This is a genomic window from Haloarchaeobius sp. HME9146, assembly GCF_025399835.1.
In the GTDB taxonomy this organism is placed as follows: domain Archaea; phylum Halobacteriota; class Halobacteria; order Halobacteriales; family Natrialbaceae; genus Haloarchaeobius.
Genome location: NZ_JAODVR010000001.1, coordinates 3242471 through 3268692 on the forward strand (window position 1 = coordinate 3242471; position 26222 = coordinate 3268692).

Here is a 26222-nt window from a genome sequence, read left to right on the forward strand (position 1 = left end):
ACAGGGGACGACGAACCCGTAACACAAGACACATTAGCGCCTTCGGTGTTAGCATCAGCAAATGCGCTCGTGGCTCAAGCGACAGTGGCGTGCCGGCTACGAGCGACTGCTGCGTCGCGAGATATCCGGCACCCCGACCCACGTGGCGGTCATCCAGGACGGGAACCGCCGGTACGCCCGGGAACAGGGTGGTGACGCACCCGACGGACACCGCGAGGGTGCCCAGACGACCGAGCAGGTGCTCCAGTGGTGTCAGGACCTCGACATCGAGGAGCTCACCCTCTATGCCTTCTCGACCGAGAACTTCGAGCGCCCACAGGAGGAACTCGACCCGCTGTTCGACCTCCTCGCGCGCAAACTCCGCGAGTTCGCGGACAACGAGAAGGTCCACGAGAACGAGGTCCGTATCCGGGCCATCGGCGACGTGTCGATGCTGCCCGAGCGCGTCCGGTCCGCGGTCCGGTACGCCGACGAGCGAACCCGCGACTACGACCGGTTCGTGCTGAACATCGCGCTGGCCTACGGCGGCCGGAACGAACTCCTGTCGGCCGCGCGGACCGTCGGCGAGTCCGTCGAGGCGGGCGACCTCGACCCCGCGGACATCGACGTGGGAACCATCGAGGACCGGCTGTACGGTCGGTCGGTGCGGGACGTGGACCTCATCATCCGGACCGGCGGCGACGAGCGCACCTCGAACTTCCTGCCGTGGCACGCCAACGGGAACGAGGCCGCGGTGTTCTTCTGTGCGCCGTACTGGCCGGAGTTCTCGAAGGTGGACTTCCTCCGGGCCATCCGGACCTACGAGAACCGCGAGCAGTCGTGGCGACAGACCCGTGCCCGGCGCGCGCTGGCCCTGCTCCGGGCCTTCGGGACCGCCGAACTGGAGGAGGCCCGGACCGTCGTCGACCGGTTCCGTGACTCGCTCTCGGGCGAGGAGCGCGACGAGGCGAACCGGGTCGCCGAGGAGCCACAGCCGGCCGACTGACCAACGCACCCCCTTCCGGTCAGGACCGTTCTGTCTGAGCACAAGCCACTAACGACCCGTTCGGGTCACCAGCCCGACGAGAGCGTTAATCTCGCCGGCACCGTCTGGTAACGTATGGCAGAGAGCGTACCCGGCCAGGACGACCAGCTGGAGACCCGGACCATCCTGGGTCAGCCCGCGCACGTCTGGCAGACACCCGACGAGATATTCATCGAGTGGCGACCGACCCGCCCCTCCTACTTCCGCGTCGCCGAGGGCGACATCGTCAAGGACGCCGACCGGGACGTGGAATCGCCGCTCATCAAGCAGTGGGCCGTCACCGACATCACCCCGGACCGGGTCGTCGCGGAACGTACCCGTGACGGCGACGTCGACATCCGCGAGTGGGACCGCGAGGAGTTCGAGCGCAAGCTCGTGAACCAGACCTACGCGACGAACCTCACCGACTTCGAGCGGGTGACCGTCCACCAGTTCGGCCACTGGGGGCTCGAGGAGGCCGAGCACAGCGAACACACCTACGTCGGTGAGCCCTACGTCATGGTCCTCGCGTACGGGAACAACGGCGAGAAGTACGGCCGGCGCTACCACTTCGTCACGCGCGAGAACGACACCGACCTGACCCTCTGGCGGCAGGACCTCGCGATCAGCAAGCTCCCCGCCGAACGCGAGGCGACGCTCGACAAGCGTGTCACCAGCGCGCTCGAAGCCGAGGGCTACCGGGTCGTCGAATAGCCCCCTTCTACCGGGTTGTGGAATATCCCCCTTCTACCGGCCGAACCGTCGGTTCCGGTCCTGGTACTCCAGGAGCGCCCGCAGGAAGTCCCGTCGTCGGAAGTCCCGCCAGTTCACGTCGGTGAAGTAGAGTTCGGAGTAGACCGACTGCCAGATCATGAAATCGGAGAGTCGCTCGGCACCGGTCTTGATGACGAGGTCCGGCTCCGCGGGGAACACCAGCCGCTCCTCGATGTCCGACTCGTCGATGTCCGCGGGGTCGAGGTCGCCCTCGGCCACCTCGCTGGCGACGTTCCTGACCGCGTTCGTGAACTCGTGTTTGCCGCCGAGGCCGATACCCACCTGGATGGGCGCGTCGGCGCGTTCGCCGTCCTCCGGGCCGCGGACCGCCACCTCGGCCGGCGCGTCTATCTGGTCGAACTGGCGGGCCAGCGTCGGGGCCGCGGCCGCGTCGAGGACGCTCACGTAGACGGTGATGCGCTCGGCACCGAACTCGAACGCCCACCTGAAGAAGCGAGACAGCGTCTCGTAGGCACCCTGTTCGAGCAGGTCGCGCTCCGTGATGACGAGGGCGACGTGCTCTGGCAACGGGGTGTCGTCCATGCGGACACGCATCGCGAGATAGCTGTCGTACAGTCCCACACGCACGGTTTGCGGCCACTGGCCCCTGAACCTGTCGTCTCGCGGCCGACCAATGGCTTCGGAATTGGTAAGTAACCGCCGGGAAAAGGGGGACTCGCGTGACTACAGCAGTCCGGAGAGCAGGTGCCTTCGCGGCCGTCGGGACGCTCGTGCTGGTACTCCCCGCATACGGGGTGGCCGCCGCCGCGCCGCTTGCCCTCGCCGCACTCGTAGGGGCAGCGTTCGTCACCGACGGGCCGCTGTTCGAGCTGTTCGCCAGACCCGGCGACCGCGAGGAGAACCGTCTGTACGGTCTCCTCGGGTTCGTCCTCTCTCTCACCGGTCTCGGTCTCCTCACCACTGCCTCCATCCTGACGACCGGCGACGTCCCGGAGCTCCCGCTGTACGTGTACGTCGGGACGGTCCTGCTGCTCGTCTACGGCAACCTCTGTTCCGAGCTGGTCAAACGGTATCGGCGCGGCCCGTTCGCCGCCAGCACCGGCTTCATGGCTGGCGGGTTCGTCGCCAGCGTCGCCGGGCAAGCCATCACCATCTGGCTGACGACCGGCACCATCCCGACCGACGTACTGCCGAAACTCGCCTTCCTCGCCGCGAGCGGGGCGTTCCTCGGCGCGTTGCTGCGAGCGCTCCTGTTCGAACGAGACGACTCGCTCGTCCTCTTCTCGGTCGGCCTGCTCCTCTGGCTGCTCTCCGAACTCGCCCCGCAGGTTCACTATCAAGACGTCGCCGCCGCCATCCTCGTGACACTCGCCCTCGGATACGTCTCCTATGCGCTCCAGACCGCCTCGGTCGAGGGGATGCTCACCGGCATCCTGCTCTCGGTCCTCACCATCGTCCTTGGCGGCCTCGGCTGGTTCTCGCTGCTCATCACCTTCTTCGGCGTCGGCGCACTCGCCACCAAGTTCAGATACGACATCAAGAAAGACCGCGGTGTCGCCGAGGAGAACGACGGCGCTCGTGGCACGGGGAACGTCCTCGGGAACGCCGCGGTCGCCCTCGCGTCCGTCCTCGGGTTCGCCGCGGCGACCGTCGAGCTCCTCCCGGTGGACGCGACCTACTTCCTGTTCGCGTTCGCCGGCTCGCTCTCGACCGCACTCAGTGATACGCTCTCCAGCGAGGTCGGCGCGATCTTCGACGACCCGCGCCTCGTCACGACCTGGCAGCGCGTCGAACCGGGCACCGACGGCGCGGTCACCTGGCAGGGCGAACTCGCGGGCATCGCCGGCGCGCTCGCCATGGGTATCATCGCAATCGCGGTGTTCCCGGGCGTCGACCCGAGCATGACCGTCACCCCGACCGGCGGCGGCATCGTCCTGCTCGCCGGCGTTGCGGGCATGACCGTCGACAGCCTCCTCGGTGCGACCATCGAGGGCGCGGTCGTCGGGAACCAGGGTGTGAACTTCCTCGCGACGCTCTCGGGAGCCATCGTCGCGGTCGCCGCGTTCGTCCTCGTGCTGTGACCGACGTGATTCGCGCCGCGGAACCGAGAGACCTCCCTTCGATTCGAGCCCTCCAGACGTGTCTCCACGAACCCGCATCCGACCTCTTCTCCGACATGCCACCGGGCGTGACGCTGGTGTCGGAAGCGGACGGGCTCGTGGTTGGGTACATCCACGCCTTCACCGGCGAGCCCGCCTTCGCGACCGAGTTGGCGGTCGCTCCCTCACACCGGCGCGAGGGACGGGGCAGACGCCTGTTCCAGGCGCTGTTCGTCCACCTCCAGCGCGCGGGCTGTCAGGCCGTGACGCTGACGGTCCAGCCGGAGAACGAGGGTGCCCGAGACCTGTACGAGGAACTCGGGTTCGTGGTGGAGACGCGGCTGCCCGGCTACTTCGAGGACGGTGGAGACGCCCTGCGATTGCGGCGACCGCTGTAGGCAGCAACCGGTTTTACTACGACGCGCCGCGACGGGTCGAGCAGACCTCGAATGGCCCCCGACGTGTCCCTCACCCGTGACGTCACCTTCCGCGAGACGGACGCCGGTTCGCTCCCCCTCGATGTGTACGAACCGGCCGACGGAACGGACCGCCCCGCAATCCTGTTCCTCTACGGCGGCGAGTGGCGTGGCGGACAGAAGGGCCGCTTCGCCCGGTGGGCCGTCTCCTTCGCCGACCGCGGCTACGTCTGCATCGAACCGACCTACCGGCTGGCCGACGAGACGACCCTCCAGGGGATGGTGACCGACGTGAAGACCGCCATCGCCTGGGTCCGCGCGAACGCGTCGGACTGGGGTGTCGACCCGGACCGAATCGCGGTCGCCGGGCACTCCGCGGGTGCCCACCTCGCCGTGCTCGCGGCGACGACCCCGGACCGAGACGAGACGGCCCCGGACGGTGTCGAGGCGTCCCCGGAGGTGGCCGCAGCTCTCGGTTTCAGTGGTGTGTACGACCTCCGGGGCGGCACCGAAGCGTCGGAGGGTGGAGGTGACGACGGCCTCGACATCATCGGTGGAAAGGGCAGTGCACGCGAGCGTCGGGCAGCAGCGGTCTCACCGGTCGTCCACGTCGGTCCGGAAACTCCGCCGACCTTCCTCGCCCACGCCCGCGACGACGGAATCGTCCCGGTCGCTGCCTCCGAGCAGCTGGTGGGGGTACTACAGAAGGAGGGTGGGCAGGTTACGACGTTCTTCCCGGAGACCGGCGGCCACGAGTTCCTGTTCAGCACGTGGTCGGTCGCGGAGACGATGGACCGGACCGCCGACTTTCTCGAAACCAGTCTCTGAGCCCTATTTCGAGCCGGTTCGGGTCCGTCTGTTGCCCGTCGCGATGAGCGCGAGTCCGACGATGAGGAGCGTGACTGCGGCAGGGGCTGTCCGGTCGCCGAAGACCCCGCCGTCCCACAGCATCACTGCGGCACCGAGCGCGAGCAACAGTCCGAGCCAGAACGTCCAGTGTTGGCCCATACCTATCTCTTGGTCGTCTGAGGCGATAGCTTTCTCCACCGTCGCTCGTGAGCAACCGGTGAACGCCAAAAACCGAAGTCCGAGACGGTAAAAGATGAGATGGACCGGCTATTTTGGCCCCGTTACTGTTCGCCGAGCAACTGGTCGCCCGTCCGGATCCGCACCGTGGTCGGTCGCTTCACGAACTCGCCGAACTCCCGGGCGACGACGTGGTCGACCCCGCGCTGGGCGGCCACGTCGAGAACCCGCTGGGAGAGTTCGCCGTCGAGGACGACCGCGTGGGGTACCTCGTCGGCGTCGCGGACGAGCTCGAACGCTTCCTCGGCGTCGTCGGCCGCGAGCACGTCCCACTCGTCGTCCAGCAGCCGGACCTCGCCGCTGGCGTCGCCGAGGACCGCCGCGACGTGCCCACGGAGGGTCTCGACGCCCGCGGGGTCGTCGGCGGGCTCGGCATCTGTTTCCGCGGACTCTGCGGTGGCCGACTGGGCAGCCTCCGTCTCGGCCGAACCAGCCGATGTCGCGTTCTCTGCTTCGGCAGCCGTCGTCGCGGTCGCGGCTTCGTTCGCCGCCTCTCCGCCGGTCGTGACGGCCGTCGCCTCGGCGGCGGCTGCCTCGGCGGTGGCCGCACCGTCGCCCGCGCTCGCGGGCTCGTCGGGGGATTCAGGGGTCGCCGTGTCACTGCTCTCCTGTTCGGGTGCGGGGACCGTGCTCCCGTCGGTCGCCGCGATGGCGACGTGCGGGTCGCTCTTCTCCGCGACGACCTCGAAGGGGACCTTCTCGCGCAGCGCCTCGAACACCTCGTGGTGGAGCATGTCCTCGACGGACTTGCCCTCGGGCGCGAAGGCGACGTAGTCGACCTCAGCGACCTGCGAGAGTTCCTTGAGGATGAGGTCGCCGCCGCGGTCGCCGTCGAGGAAGGCCGTGACGGTCTTCTCCTGGGTCAGGTCCGCCACCGCCTCGGGGACGTTCGTCCCTTCGACGGCGATGGCGTTCTTGATGCCGTATTTCAGGAGCTGGAGCACGTCGGCGCGCCCCTCGACGACGACGATGGCGTCGCTGTCCTCGACGCGAGGGCCAGCGGGGAGCCCGTCGTACTCAGTGATATCCTCGACGCGGACGTGCTGGCGCACCTCGCGAAGGATCTCCTCGGAGGACATGATGGAGTCGTCGAATGAGGTCGCCAGGAGCTCCTTGGCGCGTTCGACCACCTCGCGGCGCTTGGCCGCGCGGACGTCCTCGATGTCCGTTACTTCGAGCCGGGCGGCACAGGGACCGACCCGTGTGATGGTTTCGAGCGCCGCCGCCAGGGTGGCGGTCGCGACCTTATCGATGCTGGTGGCGATCGTGACCTCGCCGAACGAGCGCCCGGCTTCGGACTGGATCTCGACGTCGATACGCCCGACCTTCGAGGACTGCTGGAGGTCTCGGAGGTCGAGTTCGTCGCCGAGGAGGCCCTCCGTCTGGCCGAATATCGCACCGACGACGTCGCTGCGTTCGACCACCCCGTCGGCCGTGATGTTCGCGTGAATGAGGTATTTGGATGTATCGTCCATTGATGAATCTGCCCCGTCGTGGGGGCGAATGCTGATAACGCCATGATTGTACTCATGGGCTGCACCACTCTCTAGGGGTTCGTCGCGGATACTTGTTGTTATCGCCGTAGGAAACGAGAAACGGGGCCGCGAACGCTGTGATTCCAAAGAGCTGTCACTCGGTTTACCTTACAGCTTCCCGTCGCGGACGTACCAGACGGCGACGACCAGGGTGAGGACGAGCAGGCCACCGGCGAAGAAGAGCGCACCCGGCGGGATGGACGAGAGCGCCGCGTCGGCACCGGCAGCGGCGGCCTCCGTCGCGGTCTGGGTAGTCTCGACGCCCCCGTCCGTCGCGGTCTGCATGCTCTCGGCGGTCGGCTGGGCGGTGGCTGCCTCGGTCGCGACCTGGGTCTGCGTCTCCGTCGCAATCGGCTCTTCGGTGCCCGTTGCCTGGGGTGTCGCGGTACTCGTCGCCTGCGCCGCCTCGGTACTCGTTGCCTGCGCCGCTTCGGTACTCGTCTCCGTCGCGTCCTGGACGGAGACAGCGCCGCCCCCATCGCCGCCCGCTTCAGTGGCAGTCGCGCTATCGTTTCCGGCTGACTGGCCAGTCCAATCTGCATCTCCATCGCCGCCGCCCGCCGACTCGCCACCACTGGTCGGGCTGGGCACGCCGCCGAGCAGCCGGGGCAGGCCGTACTGGACGAACAGGCTCCCGGCTGCGATGACACCGATGCCACCGATGAATCGGGCGAGCGCGCCCTTGAGTCGCGAGGCGCGCTGTTCGTCGCCGGAGATGACGAGCGGGCCAGACTGGGGCGCGTAGACGTTCATCTCGTTGCCCCGCGAGGAGTACCACACGTCGACCACGTCGATGAGGCCGGCATCTTCCAGCTTCTCCAGGTGGTAGCGGACGTTCTGGATGGAGGAGTCTATCTCGTCGGCGATATCACTGGGAGTGCGCGGCTCCTCGTGGAGGCAGGTGTAGATCTGGCGGGCAGTGTCGGACGAGAGAGCGCCGAACACCTTGTCGGCGTCGTCGCCCTCCAGTTCGACCACCCGTGGTGCCTGCTCGCCGGGGGTCGGTGCGTCGTCCGAGCGGAACGGGAGGAGCCGCGACATCGTATACCCTTCTTCATGCCCGGTAAGTAAACGGGTTTCGCAAGCTGAAACATCGTTTTGAGCTACCCCACCCCGTCGCTGTCGTGCGATTCGTTCTGTCGGGTCGTTTCGGACAGTATCGGGCGTGTTGGTAGAACCACGTAGGTGAAACGGTCGTTTCGGCGGGTTCGACCGTCGGTGAAACTCACCTCTCACCAACCGCCGTGACCGGCACGCCGAAGTCGGTCCGGTTGCTACCTCCAGTCGATGAGCGCCCCCCGCCTCTCCGAGGAGTTGCTCGCGGACTACGGCTGGGAGCTGTCCCAGACCGAGACCGAGAACGCACTCACCCTCCCGTTCTTCTCCATCACCGCCCACAACGCCATCTACGAGCACAGCGACAGCATCGTCGCCTACGACGACATCGCCGACCCGCGGGTCACCATCGGCGGCCGCGCCTTCTTCACGACCGACCTGCAGTTCAAGCCGCCGCTCTCGAAGTTCGGCGTCGACCCCGCCTCTGTGTTCGGCATCGCGACCCGGCACGCCAAGAAGGAGTTCAAGAAGAGCGTCGAGGCCGACGGGCTGACCGAGGTCCGGAAGATAGACGCCCGCGAGTTCGACCGCCCCGGCGGCGGCCCGGCCCGCGCCTTCGGCTACGAGGTGAAGTTCCCCCTGCACGACGACGTCATCGAGCAGGACGTGGTCGACGGGCAGTTCGTGCTGGAGTCGGAGCTGTGGGCGGGCCTCTGGCCGACCGAGGGCGCATACGCGATGGCCGGCGGGATGTACCCGCTGGAGGAGGTCGACGAGGCGATTCTCCGGCAGGCGTCGGGGGCGCGGCTGGCGACGGATGCCCGGGTGCATCCGAGTCCCGAGCGCGACCGGGAGCAGGTGTTCGAGGCGATGCGACTGGTGGAGTGAGTCGTCGAGTTCTACCAGTCGTAGCACATTCCAGTACTGCAGAACGCGTTCAGGCCAGTTCCCGTTGCCGAAACGCAAAGACGACGAGTGCAGCGCCGGTCACCCAGGAACCGAGCGTTACCAGGCTGTCAGTCAATCGTTTGGAATCAGCTGCACTACAGAACCCGTCACCACCGGAGAAGCAGGAACTCCCGCCGCTTCCATAGTGTTTCACCCCGGTCGCGTAGAGTGTGTAGTACTGTCCATCGTGTCGAACGAGTGTATTATCCTCCGGCAGTTCGCGGTACGTCAGCGCCGACCCGTCCGAAATCGTTCTCCGGGCACCTTTCGAGAGCCCCCCGCTCTGGGCCACGTATCGGAGGGGATCGGAGTCGGTCACCCGATCGAGGCTCATCCGGGACTCCTCCGCGCGTTCGACAGTCGTTGGCCTGTAGAGCGTCTCATCAATATACACGAATCGGTAGTGGGCATCTCCACCAAGGCCGAACGCACTCACGTTCTTACCGTCGTGAACGGCGAACTCGAACTGGCAGATCCGTTGCGTCCCAGGGCCATCACAGACGATATCGTCGTCCACACTCAGAAGCGGGAGGTCTCGGCCCGTCTCCAGGTCGACTACATGCAGTCCCGTGGAATCGGTGTAGGTCACTGCTGCCGCTTCGTACCGATGCACGCTCTCATCTCCGAAATGGAGGCCGGGCGCGTACGGATTGACCAGCAGCGCGATACCGACGACCAGGAGAAGAGACGACAGTCGACGGGAACTCAACATCGTGGACGCTGTTGCACAGTGGAGTACTGGTCGTGACAGGTTGTACGGAGGGACATGACAGTCGAGCCGACAACATACAGAATCATAAATGATTGGAACGGGTCACCACACCCCGGCGAGTAGTGTACGCCCCATTCAGAGCCCGTACCACCACTGCCCCGCAGCCTCAAGCATGCTCGGCAGCGCACGCCCGAGCGAATGTCCAGCTCTCGAAATCTACTCTATCTCCTTGATGATTCGAGCCGGATTCCCGCCCACGACAACGTTCTCCGGCACGTCATCCACGACGACTGCACCAGAAGCGACGACGGCGTCGTCACCGATTTCGACGCCGGGGTTGATGACGGCCTGCCCGCCGACCCAGGCCCGGTCGCCGACCGTGACGGGTGCGCCGGATTCACGGCCACTGGTTCGCTCGGCGGCGTCGAGTGGATGGGTCGCGGTGTAGACGTGGACGCTCGGGCCGAGCATGCACTCGTCGCCGAACCGGATGGGACAGACGTCGAGGAAGGTGCAGTCGTAGTTCGCGAAGAAGTCGTCGCCGACGTGGATGTTGTAGCCGTAGTCACAGCGGAAAGTCGGCTCGACGGTGACGTTGGCCCCGAGCGAGCCGAACAGGTCGTCCAAGATAGCATGGCGTTCCCCGACCTCGTCGACGTCGGCCTCGTTCAGGCGGTTGCACAGCCGGCGGGCGCGATGTCGCTCCTCGACCAGGATGGGGTCGCTCGGGTCGTAGGGTTCGCCCGCCAACATCTTCTCCTTCTCGGAGGGCATTGCTACCCGGTTCGCGCGCCCCGGACAAAAAGCCGCGAGTCAGAACAGCGGTTCGCCCATCGTCTCCCGACCGAACAGGAGCACGACCAGTCCGCCGAGCCCGAACGCCACCGCGAGGGGGACGAGCGCGACGAGGTAGCCAGTCTCCACGAGGAGGCCGGCGAGGATGGGCCCGATGACGGCGGCTATCTTCCCGACGCCGCCGGCGAAGCCGTTCCCGGTGGCTCTCGCTTCCGTGGGGAACAGTTCGGGCGTGTAGGCGTAGATGGCACCCCACGCGCCCAGCGTGAAGAAGCTCGCGGCGAGCAGGCCGCCGAAGAACGGCCAGAAGCCCGAGAGGCCCAGGTCGAGGAAGTCCACGCCGGGCATCGAGGCCGCGAAGACGAAGGTGAACACGCCCGAGAGCAGGAGGTAGGAGCCGAGGGTGGCCCGTCTCCCGATGACCTCGACCAGGTATGCCGCGCTGAGGTAGCCCGGAATCTGGACGAGCGCGATGAGGACGAAGTAGACGTAGATGCCCTCGACCGTCAGCCCACCCAAACTGATGCTCTCGACCACCCCGGCTGCGCCCACCGTCTGTGGCAGCCAGATGAACACCCCGTAGTAGCCGAAGTTGATGGCGAACCACGCCGCGGCGATCATCACGGTCTGCTGGCGCAGGTCGGCCTCGAACAGCCGCGAGAACTCGGCTTTCGGGGCGATTTCGACGCGGTCGGCCTGGATAGGCGTGTACTCCGCGTTATTCTCCTCGGCGATGGCCTTGATGCGCTCGTTCGCCCCGTCGATGTCACCCTGGCGCGCCAGGAAGTACGGCGTCTCACGGAGCTGGGACCGGATGACGAACACGAGCAGGGCCGGGAACGCCGAGCTCACGAACAGGAGCCGCCAGCCCGCGACCTCGCCGAGGACGGGCACCCCAACGGTCCCGCCCGTCGTCAGCACCGAGAGGAACAGCCACGCCAGCAGGACGGCGAGCAGGTTCCCGATGGGCCAGAACGCGTCGAGGTACACCAGATATCGGCCCCGCCGATTGGTCGGCAGATGCTCGGAGAGGTAGGAGGTGTCGACCGCCAGCGCCCCGCCGAGACCGATGCCCGTCAGGAACCGCAGGGCGAACCCGCTGTAGAATCCGACCGCCAGGGCGGTCAACCCGGCGAACACCGAGTAGGTCAACACGGTCCACTGGAATGCGTCGATTCGCCCGTGGCGGTCGGCGTACCAGCCCCAGCCCCAGTTCCCCACTATCATCCCCATCAGGCTCGCAGAGCCGAGCAGTCCAGCCGTCAGCCCGGAGAGTTCCCACGCGCCCACGAGGACGGGCAGGGTGAAGCTGATGATGATGACCTCCATCCCGTCGAAGGCCCACGCGCTCCCACAGATTGCCAGCAGGCGGCGGTGGAATGCCCCGACCGGAATGCGGTCCAGCACCTGCGAGACCGAGACGGTGTCGTCTGCCATTCGTCAGTGACTCACTTACCACGGGGAGTACTCGTGTACGTACTTAAATCAAGAGGAATCTCGCTGTCGATTGCCAGTATCGAAGACGGATTTTCTTCGGTTTCGGAGACGGGACGTTCGTGGGTCTTCGATAGTGGAGAAACAGCCGGGTGGCGCGTGCGGACTCGCGTGCCGAGCGAAGCGAGGCCGCGAGTCGGCAACGCGCGAGGGACGACTGGAGCGGAGTGGAGTGAAACGGAACGAAGCGAAGGGAGTCGGCTGGGGAGGGCGTGGTGCGGTGCTGGGCGGTCGCGGTTCCATTGCCATCGGCGCGAGTCAACTACTCCTCACCACAACCACCACCAACCACTCCTCCACAACCACCAGCCTGACCACACCACACGAATCCACGACCGACACCCCGAGTAATCAGATTCAAGCGCCCCTCCATTCAAAAGACGCCTATGCAGACACACATCGTCCCGGTCGGGTTCGACTACGACCGGCTCATCGCGCCCCTGGTCCGCGACCAGTTCGACGTGGACCGGGTCATCCTCCTCGAAGGGGCGGTGGGGAGCGAGGCCAACGTCGAGTACTCCCAGAACCTCTCGAAGAAACTGGAGAAGGACTTCGAGAACCTCCTCGGCGCAGAGACCGAGCGCCTCGTCCTCGCGGACGTGTACGACTACGACGCCGCGTTCGAGCAGGCGTACGACCTCATCAACGACGAACTCGACCGCGGGAACGAGGTGTGGGTGAACATCGCGGCGATGCCCCGGACGGTCTCGTTCGCGTTCGCGACCGCCGCCCACTCGCTGATGGTCGAGCGCCAGGAGGACCGCCAGCACATCCACACCTACTACACCGCCCCGGAGAAGTACCTGGAGACGGAACTCGCCGAGGAACTGCGCGAGCAACGCGACCTGCTCCAGGACCTGCTCGACGACGGGGTGGACGACGAGCGCGTCGAGGCCCACCTCGACACCGCGACCAGCCTACTCGAGGAGTTCGACGAGCGCGGGACAACCATCGGCGCGAAGGAGATCGGCGGGAGTCACATCGTGGAACTGCCGGTGGCGTCGTTCTCGAACGTCAAACCGTTCGAGGAGGTCATCCTGTTCAAGCTCGGCGAGGAAGGTGAGTTCGACTCGGTCTCGGAACTCGCGGAGGCGCTCGCGAAGGAACTCAACGAGGAGTACACCGACTCGTTCCGGTCGAAGGTCATCTACAACGTCGACAGGTTAGGGCCGGGCGGGAAGGGCTACATCGAGCAGGAGGAGGTCGGGAAGTCCTACCGGACCAGACTGTCCAGAATCGGTGAGCTGTGGGTGCGGGCGCACTCCGGCGAGGAGTAGTACCGAGTACGAAGACTCTCAAAACCGAATCCGAAAACCATCGCGAGCCGTGCGCTGATCGAGCACGATGTGGCTTAGGAATCCGACGAAAAAGTAGAGTGCTGCGACCGGTGCGAGCAGCATCCCAATCGTCCCTCGCTTGATTCCCTGGAACGTCCAGAGCACGACCCCTGCGAGCCCGACACTCGTTAGAAGCCCTGTTGAACCCCGATGTGTCCTCCCCCTGTGCTTCGTTTTCCCGAGAATCTGGGATGCAAGTTCACGAAGCACCAATCCCAGTACGATACCGAGAATTATCGCGACGCAGAGTTTCACGACGGATCGGACGTTCCACTCGGCACGTTGAAGTTGGTAGTAGAACGCGACCAAGATTCCAAGTACTGGTATAGAGAACATCAAGCGTCGATACGGCACAGAAGTTGAAACGTCGATGTCAGGGAACATAGCTCCAGTTCGCACCGCGGGATACCCGACGACAGTGAGAGCCACTATCGATACCACCGCCTGTGTGAGTGGCAAGAAGAGCAACACACCCACCGAAATGATGCTTGTCACCCATTTGAACCAGATTATGCTCTCGAATCGGTGTTCCTCGAAATTACCCACATGTGCTTATGGACATGTCTGGTAATAACAATTACCTGGACGCACCGCTGACTTTTTATCCCACCGTCGACCTTCTTCGAGTATGGAGCACCCTGCTGCCGCCGTAGTACGTCCGTAAGGCCAGCCAGCGGTGCCCGGCGATTCTCGCGCGACCACCGTTTCGCGTAGCAGCCGCACCCGAGCGCGCATCGCACAGGCGCGACTGCATCGATTGTATTAAACGGCGAATGGACGACTGACCCAACAAGAGATTCCCATCTATGCCAGAAGGAGACTACGACCCCCGAGCGACAGAGGAGGAGTGGCAGAACCGCTGGGTCGACGAGGAGACCTACGCGTACCAGCCCGAAGACGAGGAAGTCGACCCGAACACGGTGTTCGCCATCGACACGCCGCCGCCGACGGTTTCGGGCAGCCTGCACATGGGCCACCTGTACGGCCACACGCTGCAGGACTTCGCGGCCCGGTTCAAGCGGATGCACGACGGCGACGTGATGTTCCCGTTCGGCTACGACGACAACGGCATCGCCTCGGAGCGACTCACCGAGTCCGACCTGGGCATCAAGCACCAGGACTACGAGCGCCGCGAGTTCCAGGAGAAGTGCCGCGAGGTCTGCGAGCAGTACGAGGCCGAGTTCACCGAGAAGATGCAGAACCTCGGGATGAGCATCGACTGGAACCGCACCTACAAGACCATCGAGCCGCGGGTCCAGCGCACCTCCCAGCTCTCGTTCCTCGACCTGTACGAGCAGGGCCGCGAGTACCGCAAGAAGGCCCCCGCTATCTGGTGTCCCGAGTGTGAGACCGCCATCTCGCAGGTCGAACAGGAGGACGCCGAGCGCCACACCCACTTCAACGACATCCGGTTCGACCTCGTCGAACCCACCGACGACGGCCGCGAGAGCTTCGTCATCGGCACCACGCGCCCGGAACTGCTCCCGGCGTGTGTCAGCGTCTTCGTCCACCCCGACGACGAGGAGAACCAGGACCTCGTCGGCGAGACCGCAGAGGTCCCCATCTTCGGTCACGAGGTCCCCATCATCGAGGACGACCGCGTCGACCTCGAGAAGGGGACCGGCGTCGTCATGTGCTGTACCTTCGGTGACCAGAAGGACATCGAGTGGTACCAGGCCCACGACCTGCCCCTGCGCGTCGCCATCGACGAGTCCGCGACGATGACCGACCTCGCGGGTGACTACGAGGGCATGAGCACGCACGAGGCCAGAGAGGAGATCGTCGAGGACCTCGACGAGCTGGGCCACCTCGAGGGCCGCGAAGACCTCACCCACACCGTCCAGGTCCACGAGCGCTGTGAGACCGACGTCGAGTTCCGCGTCTCCAAGCAGTGGTACATCGAGATTCTCGACCACAAGGACGAGTACCTCGAAGCGGGCGAGGAGATGGACTGGTACCCGGAGAAGATGTTCACCCGGTACAAGCACTGGATCGAGGGCCTGGAGTGGGACTGGCTCATCTCGCGTCAGCGCGACTCCGGGATTCCGTTCCCGGTCTGGTACTGTGACGACTGCGGCCACGAGGTCCTCGCCGAGCGCGAGTCCCTCCCGGTCGACCCACTCTCGGACGACCCGCCGGTCGATGCCTGTCCGGAGTGTGGCCACGACGAGTTCGAGCCCGAAGAGGACGTCCTCGACACGTGGGCGACCTCCAGCCTGACCCCGCTGGTCAACTCCGGCTGGGACTGGGATTCGGAGAGCGAGGAGTTCACCTTCGAGAACCCGGAACTCTACCCGGCCGACCTCCGCCCGCAGGGCCACGACATCATCAGCTTCTGGCTGTTCCACACGGTCGTCAAGTGCTACGAGCACACCGGCGAGGTCCCGTTCGACTCCGTCATGATCAACGGGCACGTCCTCGACGAAAATCGCGAGAAGATGTCCAAGTCCCGCGGGAACGTCGTCGACCCGGCCCGCGTCGTCGCGGACTTCCCCATCGACGCCATCCGCTACTGGGCCGCGAGCACCGCGGTCGGCGACGACTTCCCGTTCAAGGAGAAGGACATCGTCGCGGGCGAGAAGCTCCTGCGCAAGCTCTGGAACGCCTCGAAGCTCATCGACCACCTCGCGCCCGAGGCCGTCGCCGAGCCCGACGAGCTGGACGACCTCGACGAGTGGATTCTGGCGGAACTCGACGACACCGTCGAGACGCTGACCGACCACTTCGTCGACTACGAGTTCGCGAAGGCCCGGGACACGCTCCGGACGTTCTTCTGGAACACGTTCTGTGACGACTACCTCGAGATCGCCAAGCAGCGCCTCGACGAGGAGGACAGCCAGTCCACGAAGTACGCGCTCCAGACCGCGCACGCGACGTTCCTGCAGCTGTTCGCGCCGCTGATGCCCCACATCACGGAGGAGCTGTGGCACGACATGCACAGCGAGGAGAGCGTCCACCTGCAGGACTGGCCCGAGCCGAAGGGCTACGAGGCGAACCTCGCAGCCGGCGAGAACGCGATGGCCGTCATCGGCGCGCTCCGCCGGTACAAGTCCGAGCACCAGCTCCCGCTCAACGCCGAGCTCGAGACGGTCCAGGTCTACGGCGACATCGGCGGGTTCGCGGACGCCATCGCGGGCGTCATGCACGTCGGCGCGCTCGAACAGCTCGACGAAGCGCCCGAGATCACGACCGAGATCGCCGACATCAGCCTGGAGTACAGCACTCTGGGCCCGAAGTACGGCGGCAAGGTCGGCGAGTTCGACCAGGCCATCGCGGCCGGCGACTACGAACTCGACGGCGACGTGATGAAGGTCGCCGGCGAGGAGCTCACCGCCGACGAGTTCGAGGTCCGCGAGGAGCGCACCTACTCCGGCGAGGGCGAGATGCTGGAGACCGACGACACGCTCGTCATCGTCTCCTGAGCGACTCGGAACCGATTCTCCTCTCTCTGTTCTCACCACCGCCAGCGGTTTCTCCGTCGTGCGTCACCGCCTCACAGCCGCGCTGCGGTTAATACGAGCAGTAGAGTTACCAGTAGTAGGTAGATAACAAATGGTAACCATCGTATCCGGACTCGCAGGCGGACTGGTCGCAACGGTCGTCATGACGGTGTTCATGCTGCTGCTCGGTGACGACTCCCCGCCGCCGACGGCCGCGCTGTGGGCGAAGTTCATCGGTGACGAGGGTCCCGAGGCGTACATGCCCCAGGGGATGCTACTGCACATGCTCTACGGAATCGGTGCCGGGGCGGTGTTCGCGCTCGCGCTCCCACTCATCGTGAGCGACGTGACGCTCGTGAGCGCACTGGGTATCGGCTTCGTGTACGCCATCGTTCTCACGGTCGTGGGCGCGGTGGTCTGGATGAAGGGCGTCCTCGGGATGGACCCCGACAAGGCGACGGCGATGCAGTTCGGGTTCTTCCACCTCGTCTACGGGTTGGTGCTCGGCGGGGTCGTCGGCGCGGGCATCCTGTGAGGCGAGTCGCGACCCAGCAGCGGGCTTTTTCCGGCCACGACGCCGAGTACTGGGTATGCGACGCTGGTTCGCGGAACGGGTCCTGACGCGGCCGACCGAAGCGCAAGAGCGACTCGCAACCACGCTCGACGTCGATTCCGTCGACGAACTCTCCGCCGGGGCCCTCCACGAGCGGACGGACGCACTGGTCGAACACCCCGACGAGGACGGTCCGCCGCGATGTGCGATACATCGGACACCCATCCACGACGAATCGGTTCCCATCGCTGGCGACACCGTGGTCGTCCAGCGCTGCGAGACCGACCCGTGTCCCGTGAACGCGCTGGCCGACCTCGCCATCGACCGCGAGCGATACCTCGCCGGCCGGGAACCGGAGTACCGCGAGACGCGGCAGCTGGTCGATGCAGAGCGGCTCCAATCGGAGCGACAGGTCAAGGAATCGATGTCAGGAGACGACGAGAACGGCAAGTGAGTACGACTACTCCAGGTCCAGCTCCAGCTTCTTCACTCGTGTCGACAGCGACAGGAACGTCGCCAGCAGCGTCAGGGCGACGGCCCCGGCGGCGGCGACCCGGTGCGGACCGGGCGTGTGGATGACGCCGGAACTCGTTATCTCCTCGGCGGGAATCAGCGTGTGGTGGGGGGTGCCGACGATGGGGACGAAGTAGTCAACGAGGTCGTTGAACCCGTACCAGAGCAGCGCGACCGCGACGGCCCGGACCGGGAAGTCCGTGATCCGGTGGAGGACGAACCCTTCGAGGACCATCGCGAGGTGACTCCAGAACAGGAAGTTGTACATCGACCAGTGGAGGTACGAGAAGTCGCCCTTGAACGCGAGCAACACGAACGGGGTCCACGCGCCGAGTTTCAGGCAGCCGAAGAACGCCAGCGCGCTCAGGTAGTCGTTCTGGCGGCCGAGTGCCCAGGCCCCGAAGGCCAGCGCGATGAACAGCGTGGCGACGGGGCTGTCGGGGACCACCGGCCAGGCCGCCAATGGTTCCAGCGCGAACTGGCTCAGTTCCGCGACGAAGCCCGGGGCAGTGGGGTCGAGACCGTAGTAGTAGAAGCCGAACGCGGTCCCCCCGACGTTGATGGCGACGACCAGCCACACCAGTCGCAGACCGAGGTCCTCGATGGCCTTCGGCACCGGGGCGACGTACCAGGGGAGCGAATCACGGTCGGGCAGTTCGTCGGCGAACCCACGCATCGTCCACGACGATGGCCGCGGGTTCCATAGCGATGACGGTTCGGCGGCAGTCGCGAGTCCCTCTCCGGCTACTTCACGACCACGCGGGTGACGTGTCCACCGCAGCCGCACTCCTCGACGTACCCGACCAGGATATCGTCGCCGAAGACGGCGTCCAGTTCCCCGAAGAGGTACGTCGACGGGTGCCCGTGGTTCGCGTGGGTCACGAGGTTGACGAAGGTATCGGAGGCGGTGAACTCCACCGCCTCGATGGCCTGGGCGACGACGAGTTCGCGGTCCTCGGCGTGCCTGGGGAGTTCCAGGTTCGCGGACCAGGAGTTGTGGTGAACGTGGTCGGTGATCGGTTCGGCATCGGTGAACGGCGCGGTGCTCATACTAGCTGTATCGACAGCTCGACATGTATAGGGACCAGCTGATTCTCACCCGCCGGAAATCGGCCCGCGAGCCCCCATGACTAACGTGCCCAAATCGCACGACACGAACTCCTCGGACGACTGGAGGGACGTACCGACCTGATTAAGTGTAGCCGGTCCTAAGCCGGCGGTATGACCGAGGAGACAGACCTCGAAGACCTCAAGCGTGGGACCGAACTCGTCAAGCGCGGGTTCGCCCGGATGCAGAAAGGCGGCGTCATCATGGACGTGGTGAACGCCGAGCAGGCGAAGATCGCCGAGGAGTGCGGCGCGGTCGCCGTGATGGCCCTCGAGGCCGTCCCGGCCGACATCCGCAAGCGAGGCGGCGTGGCCCGGATGGCCGACCCCGCCGACGTGAAGGAGATCATCGACGCGGTCTCCATCCCGGTGATGGGCAAGTCCCGTATCGGCCACCACAAGGAGGCCGAGATCCTGGAGGCCATCGGCGTCGACATGATCGACGAGTCCGAGGTCCTCACCCCCGCCGACGACGCCTACCACATCGACAAGCGCGACTTCACCTCGCCGTTCGTCTGTGGCGCACGCAACCTCGGCGAGGCCCTGCGCCGCATCGACGAGGGTGCCGCGATGATTCGTACCAAGGGCGAAGCCGGCACCGGTGACGTCAACCAGGCCGTCCACCACCAGCGCACCATCAAGGGCGCGATCCGCAAGCTCGAGGGGATGAACTGGGAAGAGCGCGAGAAGTGGGCCCGTGAGCACGAGGCACCCGCAGAACTCGTCCACGAGACCGCCGAGATGGGCCGTCTCCCGGTCGTCAACTTCGCAGCTGGCGGCATCGCGACGCCCGCCGACGCCGCACTCATGATGCACCACGAGTGTGACGGCATCTTCGTCGGCTCCGGTATCTTCGGTGCCGAGGACCCCGAAGCGATGGGCAACGCCATCGTCCAGGCCGTCAACAACTGGGACGACCCCGAGGAGCTCGCGGAGATCGCCTCCAACATCGGCAAGGGCATGAAGGGCGACGCCAACGTCGACCTGCCCGAGGAGGAGAAGATGCAGGGTCGCGGCGTCTAGGTCGGTTCTACTCCCGTTCTCGATTTCGTTTTTCCACACGCACCAGCCACGCGGCTACGCGAGCCGAGCATTCAAATAGCAAGCCGCGGCCACCCCCGGCGTGTCCTGACGACCAACCGCCGGGAGGGCAGCGGGTGTGCGGAACGACTCCCGGCGACAGCGATGTTCCGCCTGTTCGCCATTCCTTCGCTACAGGATTCGCTCAGTCGTCAAACCACTCCGTCGACGGCGGGACGAACCCCACGATGACCAGCGCCGCGAGCCCGAGGTAGCCCGAGAGCCCACCCCAGAGCACCGAAAAGACGACCGACGGGGCGACCACGGTTCCGACCAGACTGGCGACGACGACCAGCGTGAGCGCCGCGGGGCGGACCCCCTGGCGCGTCCACAGCGCCCGGACGGTCTCGGCCCTGCGCGAGAGCAACACCTCAAGGAGTATCGAGACCGCCGCGGCGACGAGGAACAGCGTCGTGGAGACGTCGACGTTCACCGCGAAGCCGACCGCGACGGCGAACGCCAGCGACACCGCTGCGAGTGCAGCGTCGTCTGCGGTTCCAGCCTCCGCTTCCATCACCCTATTCGAGGAAGCCGGTTACGATAAAACCGAGGCCGAGGAACCAGCCGCCGACGGCCACACCGACGCTGGCCCAGTGGAAGACGAGTGCCAGCCCGGAGAGTGTCGACGCCGGGGCGGTCGCCACCGCGACCAGCTGGCCGACGTCCGCACCTGTCGTCGTGGCGAGGAGCACGCTCCCGGTCGTGAACGCGACGACTCCAGCGAGGAGCGCGACGACCGCGCCGCCGCGCTCCGCGAGCACCCCGAGCCGTTCGACCGGCCGGTGTTCGAACGCGGCCTGGAACGGTGGTCGGCTGGCTGCCATGTCAACACATATCGTGTTCGACCGTGATAAACCTGCGGTGCGACGAGCGCACCGGTTCGCCAGTGACGACTACTCGAACACCTGCGCACCACGACCGATGGCGGTCTGGTACGCACGGGCGTCGACGCCCGCGTCGTCGAACGCATCCAGGAGCGCGCTGGCGACCTGGCGGCGGTCGCCCTTCGACCGGCAGACGGCGAGGACCCCTGGGCCAGCGCCACTCACGGTGACCCCGGTCGCGCCGGCGTCCAGCGCGGCCGACCTGGCCGCCTCGTAGCCGTTGATGAGCTCGGCACGCGCCGGGGTGACCACCTCCTCCGACAGTCCGCGGCCGACGAGGTCTGGGTCACCGCGGTGCATCCCGGCGGTGAGCGTCGCGGCGCTTCCGACGGTGTCGACCATCTCCTCCATGGTGACCGTGTCGGGGACGACCCGCCGAGCGTCACGGGTGGAGACCACGAGGTCCGGCAGGCACGCGACCAGCGGGAGCGACGCATCGACCTGCGTGACGCCGTCGTCCCGGGCGATGGTGAACCCGCCGAGGATGGAGGGTGCGACGTTGTCGGCGTGGGCCGCACCGGAGACCACGGCTTCGCCTTCGGCGGCGATGTGGACGAGTTCTTCCCGGGAGTAGCCCCGGTCGTACAGTTCGTTGAGGGCGACGGCCGCACCTGCGGCACTCGCAGCGGAGGAGCCGAGTCCAGACGCCGGGCGGACTCCCTTGTCGATGAGGATGCGCGCCGGCGCGTCGAGTTCCTGGGCGACGACGCCGGCGGTGTTCTGTGACGGGTCTTCCGGGATGTACTGGCTGCCGGCACCGGTCACCTCGATGGAGATCTCGTCGGCCCGTTCGACACGGACGACGTCAGCGGGGGCGTCGAGAGCCAGCCCGAACACGTCGAACCCACTACCGAGGTTCGCGCTCGTCGCCGGTGCACGGACGGTAAGCATGCACCCGACTTGGCTCAGTCCGTCCAAAAAACTAGCGGACTGGACAAGATTGCGGTCGCCACTGTCAGTTCGGGGGCGTGTCGGCGTCGACACGTATCTCGAACCGCGCACCGCCCTCGTCGGACGAGGTCGCCCGAACTTGCCAGCCGTGCGCCTCCGCGATGGACGAGACGATGGCGAGGCCGAGGCCGGTCCCGTGCTCGCTGCTGGTCACGCCGGACTGGAAGGCGTTCTCTCGCAGGTCCTCGGGAAGCCCGACACCGTCGTCCGCGACGTAGAATCCGGTCCCGTCGGGCAGTGGGCCCACGCTGACCTGGAGGGGGTCGCCCGTCGAGCCGTCTCCACCGTCGGTCAGCTGGTGGCCCAGATCGGCTCGCCCATCTTCGACTGCGTCACCGGACAGCGTCCGGGTGCCTGCCGAACCATGTTCGACAGCGTCGCCGGGCTGCGCCCGGCTGCCAGTGGAACCGTGTTCAACAGCGTTGCGGAACAGGTTCTCGAACAGTCTGAGCACGCGCCCACGGTCGGCCTCGACCGTCGTGTCTCCGGTGATTCGCAGCGTCGCACCGTCATCGGCCACGCTCTCCCAGGCGCGCTCGGCCGCGGTCGCGACCTCGACCGCCTCGGTGCTCGTCACCGCGCCGCCATCGCGGGCGAGCGAGAGGAGGTCCTGGACGATGGTCTCCATCCGGTCGTGGGCCCGCTCGGCCGCGTCGGCGTGGTCCTCGACCCCGCTCTCGCGGTAGAGGTCAAGGTAGCCTTTCGCGGTGCTCAGCGGGTTCCGCAGGTCGTGGCTGACGACGCTCGCGAACTGGTCGAGGCGCTCGTTCTGCCGGCGGAGTTCACGCTCCCGGCGGACCCGGTCGGTCACGTCGCGGAAGATCACGAGCGAGCCGATATCGCCCGCACCGTCGGTGAGTGCCGTCCGGGTGTGCTCGTAGTGGCCGGTCTCCCCGTCGCCGTCGGTGACGGTTACGAGGGCTCCGGTGTCGCCGTCGAACGGGACCGTGCTCGCTTCGTCCGCGAGTCGTCCAGTCGGGTCGTCACCCTCGAACAGCGGGATGGCGGCGGGGTTGTAGTCGAGAATCCGGTCGTCGACGTCGAGGACGATCGCCGGGTCCTTCATCTGCTCGACCGCGGTCCGGCGAGCCACGGGTCTAAGCTGGAACAGCCGATTCCGCAAGACCGACCAGGCGACCGCGCCGGCGGTCACGAAGAAGCCGAACGCGGTCAGGTTGTACGTCCCGAACGCTTCCGGCCCGAAGAGGTAGAGCGCACTGGCGGCGAACGGCGCGAGCGACCCTGCCAGCAAGCCCGCGACCTGCCGGCGGTAGAGCCCGGTCGACTCCGCGTACGCCCGGGCGAGCAACGCGGTCGCCGAGAGCACGAGCAGGTAGGCGTAGGCCGTGAACGCGTAGAACGCGATTCCGTGCTCGTTGACCAGGACGGCCGAGCCACCAACCGACTCGAGCGAGACGGCCGTCCAGAACTGGTGGTGGAGCGGGTTGGTGAGGACGACGATGGGCGTGGCGACCGCACCCGCCGCGATGGCGGCCCAGCCGAGACGTGGAATCCCGTCGAACCGGATGAACCGGGCCACGTAGCACAGCCAGAGGCCGGGAATCGCACCCATCCCGAGGTACTGGACCATGTTCCACTGGACCTTCGCCTCACGGACGGCCGCCTGGTTCTGGCCGACGACCGAGAGCTCGGCGGCGTACGCGACCATCATCAGGCTCACCGCGAGCAACAGCCCGGCCGCGACCGATGCGCCGGGGAGGCCGTCGTACCCGTCGTCGCCCCCGTCGCGCCGAGAGAGAACGTAGAGCGCGAGGACGGCCTGGATGAACGCGCCGAGAACCAGTGGGATGGTGAGTGGCGTCGGCTGGAAGCCCATATCGATACCAGTCGTTCGGTTTCATCGACGTTAACGCTAGGGGCCGGCCTGGTCGTGCTCGCCAGCATCCAAAAGACACATCGCCGGTCGCCTCCGACACCGCAATAATGACTGTCGGTATCGTCGGCGGCGGCGTGGCCGGGCTCGCGGCGGCCTATCGGCTGCAACAGGCGGGCTACGAGGCCCAGGTATTCGAAGCGAGCGAGGACATCGGTGGACTCGCCGCCGTCTACGAGACGGCGGGCCAGCCCATCGAGAAGTTCTACCATCACCTCTCGAAGTCCGAGGAGACCATCGTCGAGTTAGCAGAAGAACTCGGGGTCGGCGACCGGCTGGAGTGGCCGTACAAGTCCGACGCCTACTACGTCGATGGGGTCGTCCACCCGATGGACAAGGCGTGGGAGATCGCCGCGTATCCCCATCTCTCGTTCTACGACAAGTTCCGCCTCGGCATGCTGACGATGGAGATCGACCTCCGCGGCGGGGTTCCTTCCTTCGACACGTACGAGCGCCTGGAGGACTTCGAGCACGTCCCCATCAAGGAGTTCGTCGTCGAGCACACGACGAAGAACGTGTACGAGAGCTTCTTCGAGCCGTTGCTCGACGCGAAGTTCGGCAGCCGCAAGGAGGACGTCTCGGCAGCGTGGCTGCTCGGGCGCATCAAGTTCCGCGGCGAGCGCGACCTGCTCAAGGGCGAGCAACTGGGCTACTTCGACGGCTCTTTTTCGGTGCTCATCGACGCGCTGGTCGACGCGGTCGGTCGCGAGAACGTCACCACGGGCGCACGCGTGACCGAGGTCGACACGTCGGGCGAGCAGGTCTCGACGCTGACCGTCGAGACCGACGATGGGACCGAGACCCACGACGTGGACTCGGTCGTGGTGGCGGCGATGCCGAACGTACTGGAGGATTTGACCGGGTACGCCTGCGACATCGACTTCCAGGGGACGGTCTGTTCGGTGTGGAGCATGGACGAGTCCATCACGGACACGTACTGGCTCAACATCAAGGACGAGGCCCCCTTCGGCGTGCTCATCGAGCACACGAACTTCATCTCGGAGGAGCGATACGGCGGCGAGCACCTCTACTACACCGCGAGCTACGTCCAGGACCCGAGCGAGGACCTCTGGCAGATGAGTGACGAGGAGGTCGAGGAATACTGGCAGGAGGGTATCCAGGACCTGTTCCCGCACTTCGACCCCGAGATGGTGAACTGGGTCCAGACCGCCCGCAACCCGCGGACCGCCCCGGTGTACGAGCGCGGCTACCTCGACATGGTCATCCCGTACGACCTCGCCGACGAGGTCGCCTCGGGCGTGTACTACGCCGGGATGGCCTCGCGGGCACAGTACCCCGAACGCAGTCTGAACGGGGCTATCGTCGCGGGCTACGAGTGTGCCGACCGCATCGCCGGCGCGGGTGCTCGAACGGAACAGGAACAGGAACGCGCGAGCGACGAACAGGCGTCGCTCGCGGAGTAGGATTCGAAGAAACCGAGAAACACGGCTTGGACCCGAACGGGAAACGTTGTCCCCGGACCTCACGGCCATAGCTGGCTTTCGTCGGACTTTCACCGACTCGGTTGACCGAAGCCAACTTCGGCAGGGTTTTCGCCTGCATGCCGAGATATTCCCGAAGTCCCTTTACAGGTACTCCGATACTTGGCCTTCACCTTCGACCGCCATGGCGGCCGAACACTGGTCCGGTACGGTTCTCCTTCGGAGTCGTGACCTCGTTACCCTGTTACGGGTTCTTTGGTGTTGACCCCTACTTCCGTCCGTCTCGTCCGATTCTTGTGGAACCGGTTCGATCTGGGCGTGAAGCGTCCGGTGCGCCCCCGTGATTCCCGGTGGGCAATTTAGAGTAGGGCCGAGGAGAAGATAAGGATTTTGTACGGTAACACGGCACATGGTTCTGAGACCAAAACCGATTGAGGGGAGCGAGGTATTCCCGAGCGATTCTCTCACTCCTCGTCTTCGACGGCGTCCGCCATCCCTGGGGCATCCGCGATGTCCACGTCCTCGGGCTCCTCTTGCCCACCGACGACGAGCTCGCCGTCGGCGGTCTCGACGTACACGTCGTCGGCGAAGCCACCCTCGGCGTACGGGTGGACCGGGTCGTCCAGCTTCTCCGGCGTCGATGGCGCGTCGGCGACACCGTCGGCCGGGTGAAAGTCACCGAGTGGGTCGTCGATGGTGATGTTGTAGTCCTCGAAGAACTGCTGGTAGCGGTCGTAGTGTTGGTCGAGTTCGTCGGTCGGGAACTCCATCATCTCGGTCCAGCCGTGGTTGAAGAAGTCGAAGTTCGCCTGGATGTGCGTTATCTCGCGCGCCTCGGCCTCGGGCATGTAGTCGAGCGCGGCGACGTAGGTGTCCATCGTCGCGTCGAAGAAGTCGTCGAGGTGCTCGCGGCGCTCCTCGCGGTGTTCCTCGTCGGACTTCTTGAGGAATATCTTCGTGTGCATGTCGACGAGTTTCTCGTTCGCCACGTCGCTGATGACCGGCGCGGTCAGCGCCGTCTTGAACGCGAAGTGCTTGACGTTCTGGCGTATCTTCATCGTTGGGCGGGGCTTGGGAGTGGAAGGGTAAGAACGTCCCGCCGCCGGCACGACGCCCGTGGTCGCCGGAGGAGGGAATTACGA

Annotated in this window: 27 protein-coding genes; 12 read left to right on the plus strand and 15 right to left on the minus strand. The window is 66.0% G+C overall.

Annotated elements, in window-relative coordinates; genetic code table 11:
- Positions 1 to 61 precede the first annotated feature (61 nt).
- Positions 62 to 985 (plus strand): polyprenyl diphosphate synthase, encoded by a 924-nt coding sequence (gene uppS, locus N6C22_RS16675; RefSeq protein WP_261652255.1) that lies wholly within the window; start codon positions 62 to 64, stop codon positions 983 to 985.
- A 114-nt stretch (positions 986 to 1099) separates the two neighbouring features.
- Positions 1100 to 1717 (plus strand): hypothetical protein, encoded by a 618-nt coding sequence (locus tag N6C22_RS16680; RefSeq protein WP_261652256.1) that lies wholly within the window; start codon positions 1100 to 1102, stop codon positions 1715 to 1717.
- 33 nt (positions 1718 to 1750) lie between these two features.
- Here the strand turns inward: N6C22_RS16680 and N6C22_RS16685 are convergent, their stop codons facing one another.
- Positions 1751 to 2359, minus strand: a complete 609-nt coding sequence (locus tag N6C22_RS16685; RefSeq protein WP_261652257.1) for an undecaprenyl diphosphate synthase family protein — start codon at positions 2357 to 2359, stop codon at positions 1751 to 1753.
- Positions 2360 to 2457: 98 nt separating this feature from the next.
- Here N6C22_RS16685 and N6C22_RS16690 point away from each other — a divergent pair, with 98 nt between their 5' ends.
- Genes N6C22_RS16690 through N6C22_RS16700 form a run of 3 tightly spaced genes read left to right on the plus strand, consistent with a single transcriptional unit; the run spans position 2458 to position 5081 of the window.
- Positions 2458 to 3819, plus strand: a complete 1362-nt coding sequence (locus N6C22_RS16690) for a DUF92 domain-containing protein (RefSeq protein WP_261652258.1) — start codon at positions 2458 to 2460, stop codon at positions 3817 to 3819.
- Positions 3816 to 4235 (plus strand): N-acetyltransferase, encoded by a 420-nt coding sequence (locus N6C22_RS16695; protein ID WP_261652259.1) that lies wholly within the window; start codon positions 3816 to 3818, stop codon positions 4233 to 4235. Before N6C22_RS16690 ends, N6C22_RS16695 begins: the two co-directional genes overlap by 4 nt.
- A gap of 51 nt (positions 4236 to 4286) precedes the next feature.
- Positions 4287 to 5081 (plus strand): alpha/beta hydrolase, encoded by a 795-nt coding sequence (locus tag N6C22_RS16700; protein ID WP_261652260.1) that lies wholly within the window; start codon positions 4287 to 4289, stop codon positions 5079 to 5081.
- A gap of 3 nt (positions 5082 to 5084) precedes the next feature.
- On the opposite strand, the gene N6C22_RS16705 is transcribed toward N6C22_RS16700, so the two are convergent.
- From N6C22_RS16705 to N6C22_RS16715, 3 genes are all read right to left on the minus strand, one after another.
- Positions 5085 to 5261 (minus strand): hypothetical protein, encoded by a 177-nt coding sequence (locus N6C22_RS16705; protein ID WP_261652261.1) that lies wholly within the window; start codon positions 5259 to 5261, stop codon positions 5085 to 5087.
- A 122-nt stretch (positions 5262 to 5383) separates the two neighbouring features.
- The gene (gene dnaG / locus N6C22_RS16710; protein ID WP_261652262.1) at positions 5384 to 6814 is read right to left on the minus strand and encodes a DNA primase DnaG; all 1431 of its coding nucleotides are present in this window, start codon (positions 6812 to 6814) and stop codon (positions 5384 to 5386) included.
- 168 nt (positions 6815 to 6982) lie between these two features.
- Positions 6983 to 7915 (minus strand): helix-turn-helix domain-containing protein, encoded by a 933-nt coding sequence (locus N6C22_RS16715; protein WP_261652263.1) that lies wholly within the window; start codon positions 7913 to 7915, stop codon positions 6983 to 6985.
- Between the two features lie 246 nt (positions 7916 to 8161).
- Between N6C22_RS16715 and N6C22_RS16720 the strand changes: the two genes are divergently transcribed.
- Positions 8162 to 8818, plus strand: coding sequence for a hypothetical protein (locus tag N6C22_RS16720; protein ID WP_261652264.1), 657 nt, complete (start codon positions 8162 to 8164; stop codon positions 8816 to 8818).
- A gap of 49 nt (positions 8819 to 8867) precedes the next feature.
- On the opposite strand, the gene N6C22_RS16725 is transcribed toward N6C22_RS16720, so the two are convergent.
- The 3 genes from N6C22_RS16725 to N6C22_RS16735 form a co-directional block, all read right to left on the minus strand.
- Complete coding sequence (locus tag N6C22_RS16725) at positions 8868 to 9590, minus strand: hypothetical protein (protein WP_261652265.1); 723 nt, start codon at positions 9588 to 9590, stop codon at positions 8868 to 8870.
- Between the two features lie 216 nt (positions 9591 to 9806).
- Positions 9807 to 10364, minus strand: coding sequence for a maltose acetyltransferase domain-containing protein (locus N6C22_RS16730; RefSeq protein ID WP_261652266.1), 558 nt, complete (start codon positions 10362 to 10364; stop codon positions 9807 to 9809).
- Positions 10365 to 10403: 39 nt separating this feature from the next.
- On the minus strand, positions 10404 to 11822 hold the full coding sequence (locus tag N6C22_RS16735; protein WP_261652267.1) for an MFS transporter: 1419 nt from the start codon (positions 11820 to 11822) through the stop codon (positions 10404 to 10406).
- A 443-nt stretch (positions 11823 to 12265) separates the two neighbouring features.
- Here N6C22_RS16735 and N6C22_RS16740 point away from each other — a divergent pair, with 443 nt between their 5' ends.
- Positions 12266 to 13156: a DUF6293 family protein gene (locus N6C22_RS16740; protein ID WP_261652268.1), complete on the plus strand. Its 891-nt coding sequence runs from the start codon at positions 12266 to 12268 to the stop codon at positions 13154 to 13156.
- Between the two features lie 18 nt (positions 13157 to 13174).
- On the opposite strand, the gene N6C22_RS16745 is transcribed toward N6C22_RS16740, so the two are convergent.
- Positions 13175 to 13762, minus strand: a complete 588-nt coding sequence (locus tag N6C22_RS16745) for a metal-dependent hydrolase (RefSeq protein WP_261652269.1) — start codon at positions 13760 to 13762, stop codon at positions 13175 to 13177.
- A 260-nt stretch (positions 13763 to 14022) separates the two neighbouring features.
- Between N6C22_RS16745 and N6C22_RS16750 the strand changes: the two genes are divergently transcribed.
- The 3 genes from N6C22_RS16750 to N6C22_RS16760 all read left to right on the plus strand — a co-directional run bounded on the left by N6C22_RS16750 (position 14023) and on the right by N6C22_RS16760 (position 17663).
- The gene (locus N6C22_RS16750; RefSeq protein WP_261652270.1) at positions 14023 to 16638 is read left to right on the plus strand and encodes a valine--tRNA ligase; all 2616 of its coding nucleotides are present in this window, start codon (positions 14023 to 14025) and stop codon (positions 16636 to 16638) included.
- Positions 16639 to 16768: 130 nt separating this feature from the next.
- On the plus strand, positions 16769 to 17191 hold the full coding sequence (locus N6C22_RS16755) for a hypothetical protein (RefSeq protein WP_261652271.1): 423 nt from the start codon (positions 16769 to 16771) through the stop codon (positions 17189 to 17191).
- A 55-nt stretch (positions 17192 to 17246) separates the two neighbouring features.
- A complete protein-coding gene (locus tag N6C22_RS16760) occupies positions 17247 to 17663 on the plus strand; it encodes a hypothetical protein (RefSeq protein ID WP_261652272.1) in 417 nt (138 codons plus the stop codon).
- 6 nt (positions 17664 to 17669) lie between these two features.
- Here the strand turns inward: N6C22_RS16760 and N6C22_RS16765 are convergent, their stop codons facing one another.
- Positions 17670 to 18398 (minus strand): DUF1405 domain-containing protein, encoded by a 729-nt coding sequence (locus N6C22_RS16765; protein WP_261652273.1) that lies wholly within the window; start codon positions 18396 to 18398, stop codon positions 17670 to 17672.
- Between the two features lie 68 nt (positions 18399 to 18466).
- Positions 18467 to 18772: a CGCGG family rSAM-modified RiPP protein gene (locus tag N6C22_RS16770; RefSeq protein ID WP_261652274.1), complete on the minus strand. Its 306-nt coding sequence runs from the start codon at positions 18770 to 18772 to the stop codon at positions 18467 to 18469.
- A gap of 171 nt (positions 18773 to 18943) precedes the next feature.
- Here N6C22_RS16770 and pdxS point away from each other — a divergent pair, with 171 nt between their 5' ends.
- Positions 18944 to 19852, plus strand: coding sequence for a pyridoxal 5'-phosphate synthase lyase subunit PdxS (gene pdxS, locus N6C22_RS16775; protein ID WP_261652275.1), 909 nt, complete (start codon positions 18944 to 18946; stop codon positions 19850 to 19852).
- A 202-nt stretch (positions 19853 to 20054) separates the two neighbouring features.
- On the opposite strand, the gene N6C22_RS16780 is transcribed toward pdxS, so the two are convergent.
- From N6C22_RS16780 to N6C22_RS16795, 4 genes are all read right to left on the minus strand, one after another.
- On the minus strand, positions 20055 to 20423 hold the full coding sequence (locus N6C22_RS16780) for a hypothetical protein (protein WP_261652277.1): 369 nt from the start codon (positions 20421 to 20423) through the stop codon (positions 20055 to 20057).
- Between the two features lie 4 nt (positions 20424 to 20427).
- Positions 20428 to 20733, minus strand: a complete 306-nt coding sequence (locus N6C22_RS16785) for a hypothetical protein (RefSeq protein ID WP_261652278.1) — start codon at positions 20731 to 20733, stop codon at positions 20428 to 20430.
- A gap of 69 nt (positions 20734 to 20802) precedes the next feature.
- Positions 20803 to 21684 (minus strand): homoserine kinase, encoded by an 882-nt coding sequence (locus N6C22_RS16790; protein ID WP_261652279.1) that lies wholly within the window; start codon positions 21682 to 21684, stop codon positions 20803 to 20805.
- 64 nt (positions 21685 to 21748) lie between these two features.
- Positions 21749 to 23581, minus strand: coding sequence for a histidine kinase N-terminal 7TM domain-containing protein (locus N6C22_RS16795; protein WP_261652280.1), 1833 nt, complete (start codon positions 23579 to 23581; stop codon positions 21749 to 21751).
- A gap of 107 nt (positions 23582 to 23688) precedes the next feature.
- On the opposite strand from N6C22_RS16795, the gene N6C22_RS16800 reads away from it, so the two are divergent.
- Complete coding sequence (locus tag N6C22_RS16800; protein WP_261652281.1) at positions 23689 to 25062, plus strand: NAD(P)/FAD-dependent oxidoreductase; 1374 nt, start codon at positions 23689 to 23691, stop codon at positions 25060 to 25062.
- A 482-nt stretch (positions 25063 to 25544) separates the two neighbouring features.
- On the opposite strand, the gene N6C22_RS16805 is transcribed toward N6C22_RS16800, so the two are convergent.
- The gene (locus N6C22_RS16805; RefSeq protein WP_261652282.1) at positions 25545 to 26138 is read right to left on the minus strand and encodes a DUF6149 family protein; all 594 of its coding nucleotides are present in this window, start codon (positions 26136 to 26138) and stop codon (positions 25545 to 25547) included.
- Positions 26139 to 26222 lie beyond the last annotated feature (84 nt).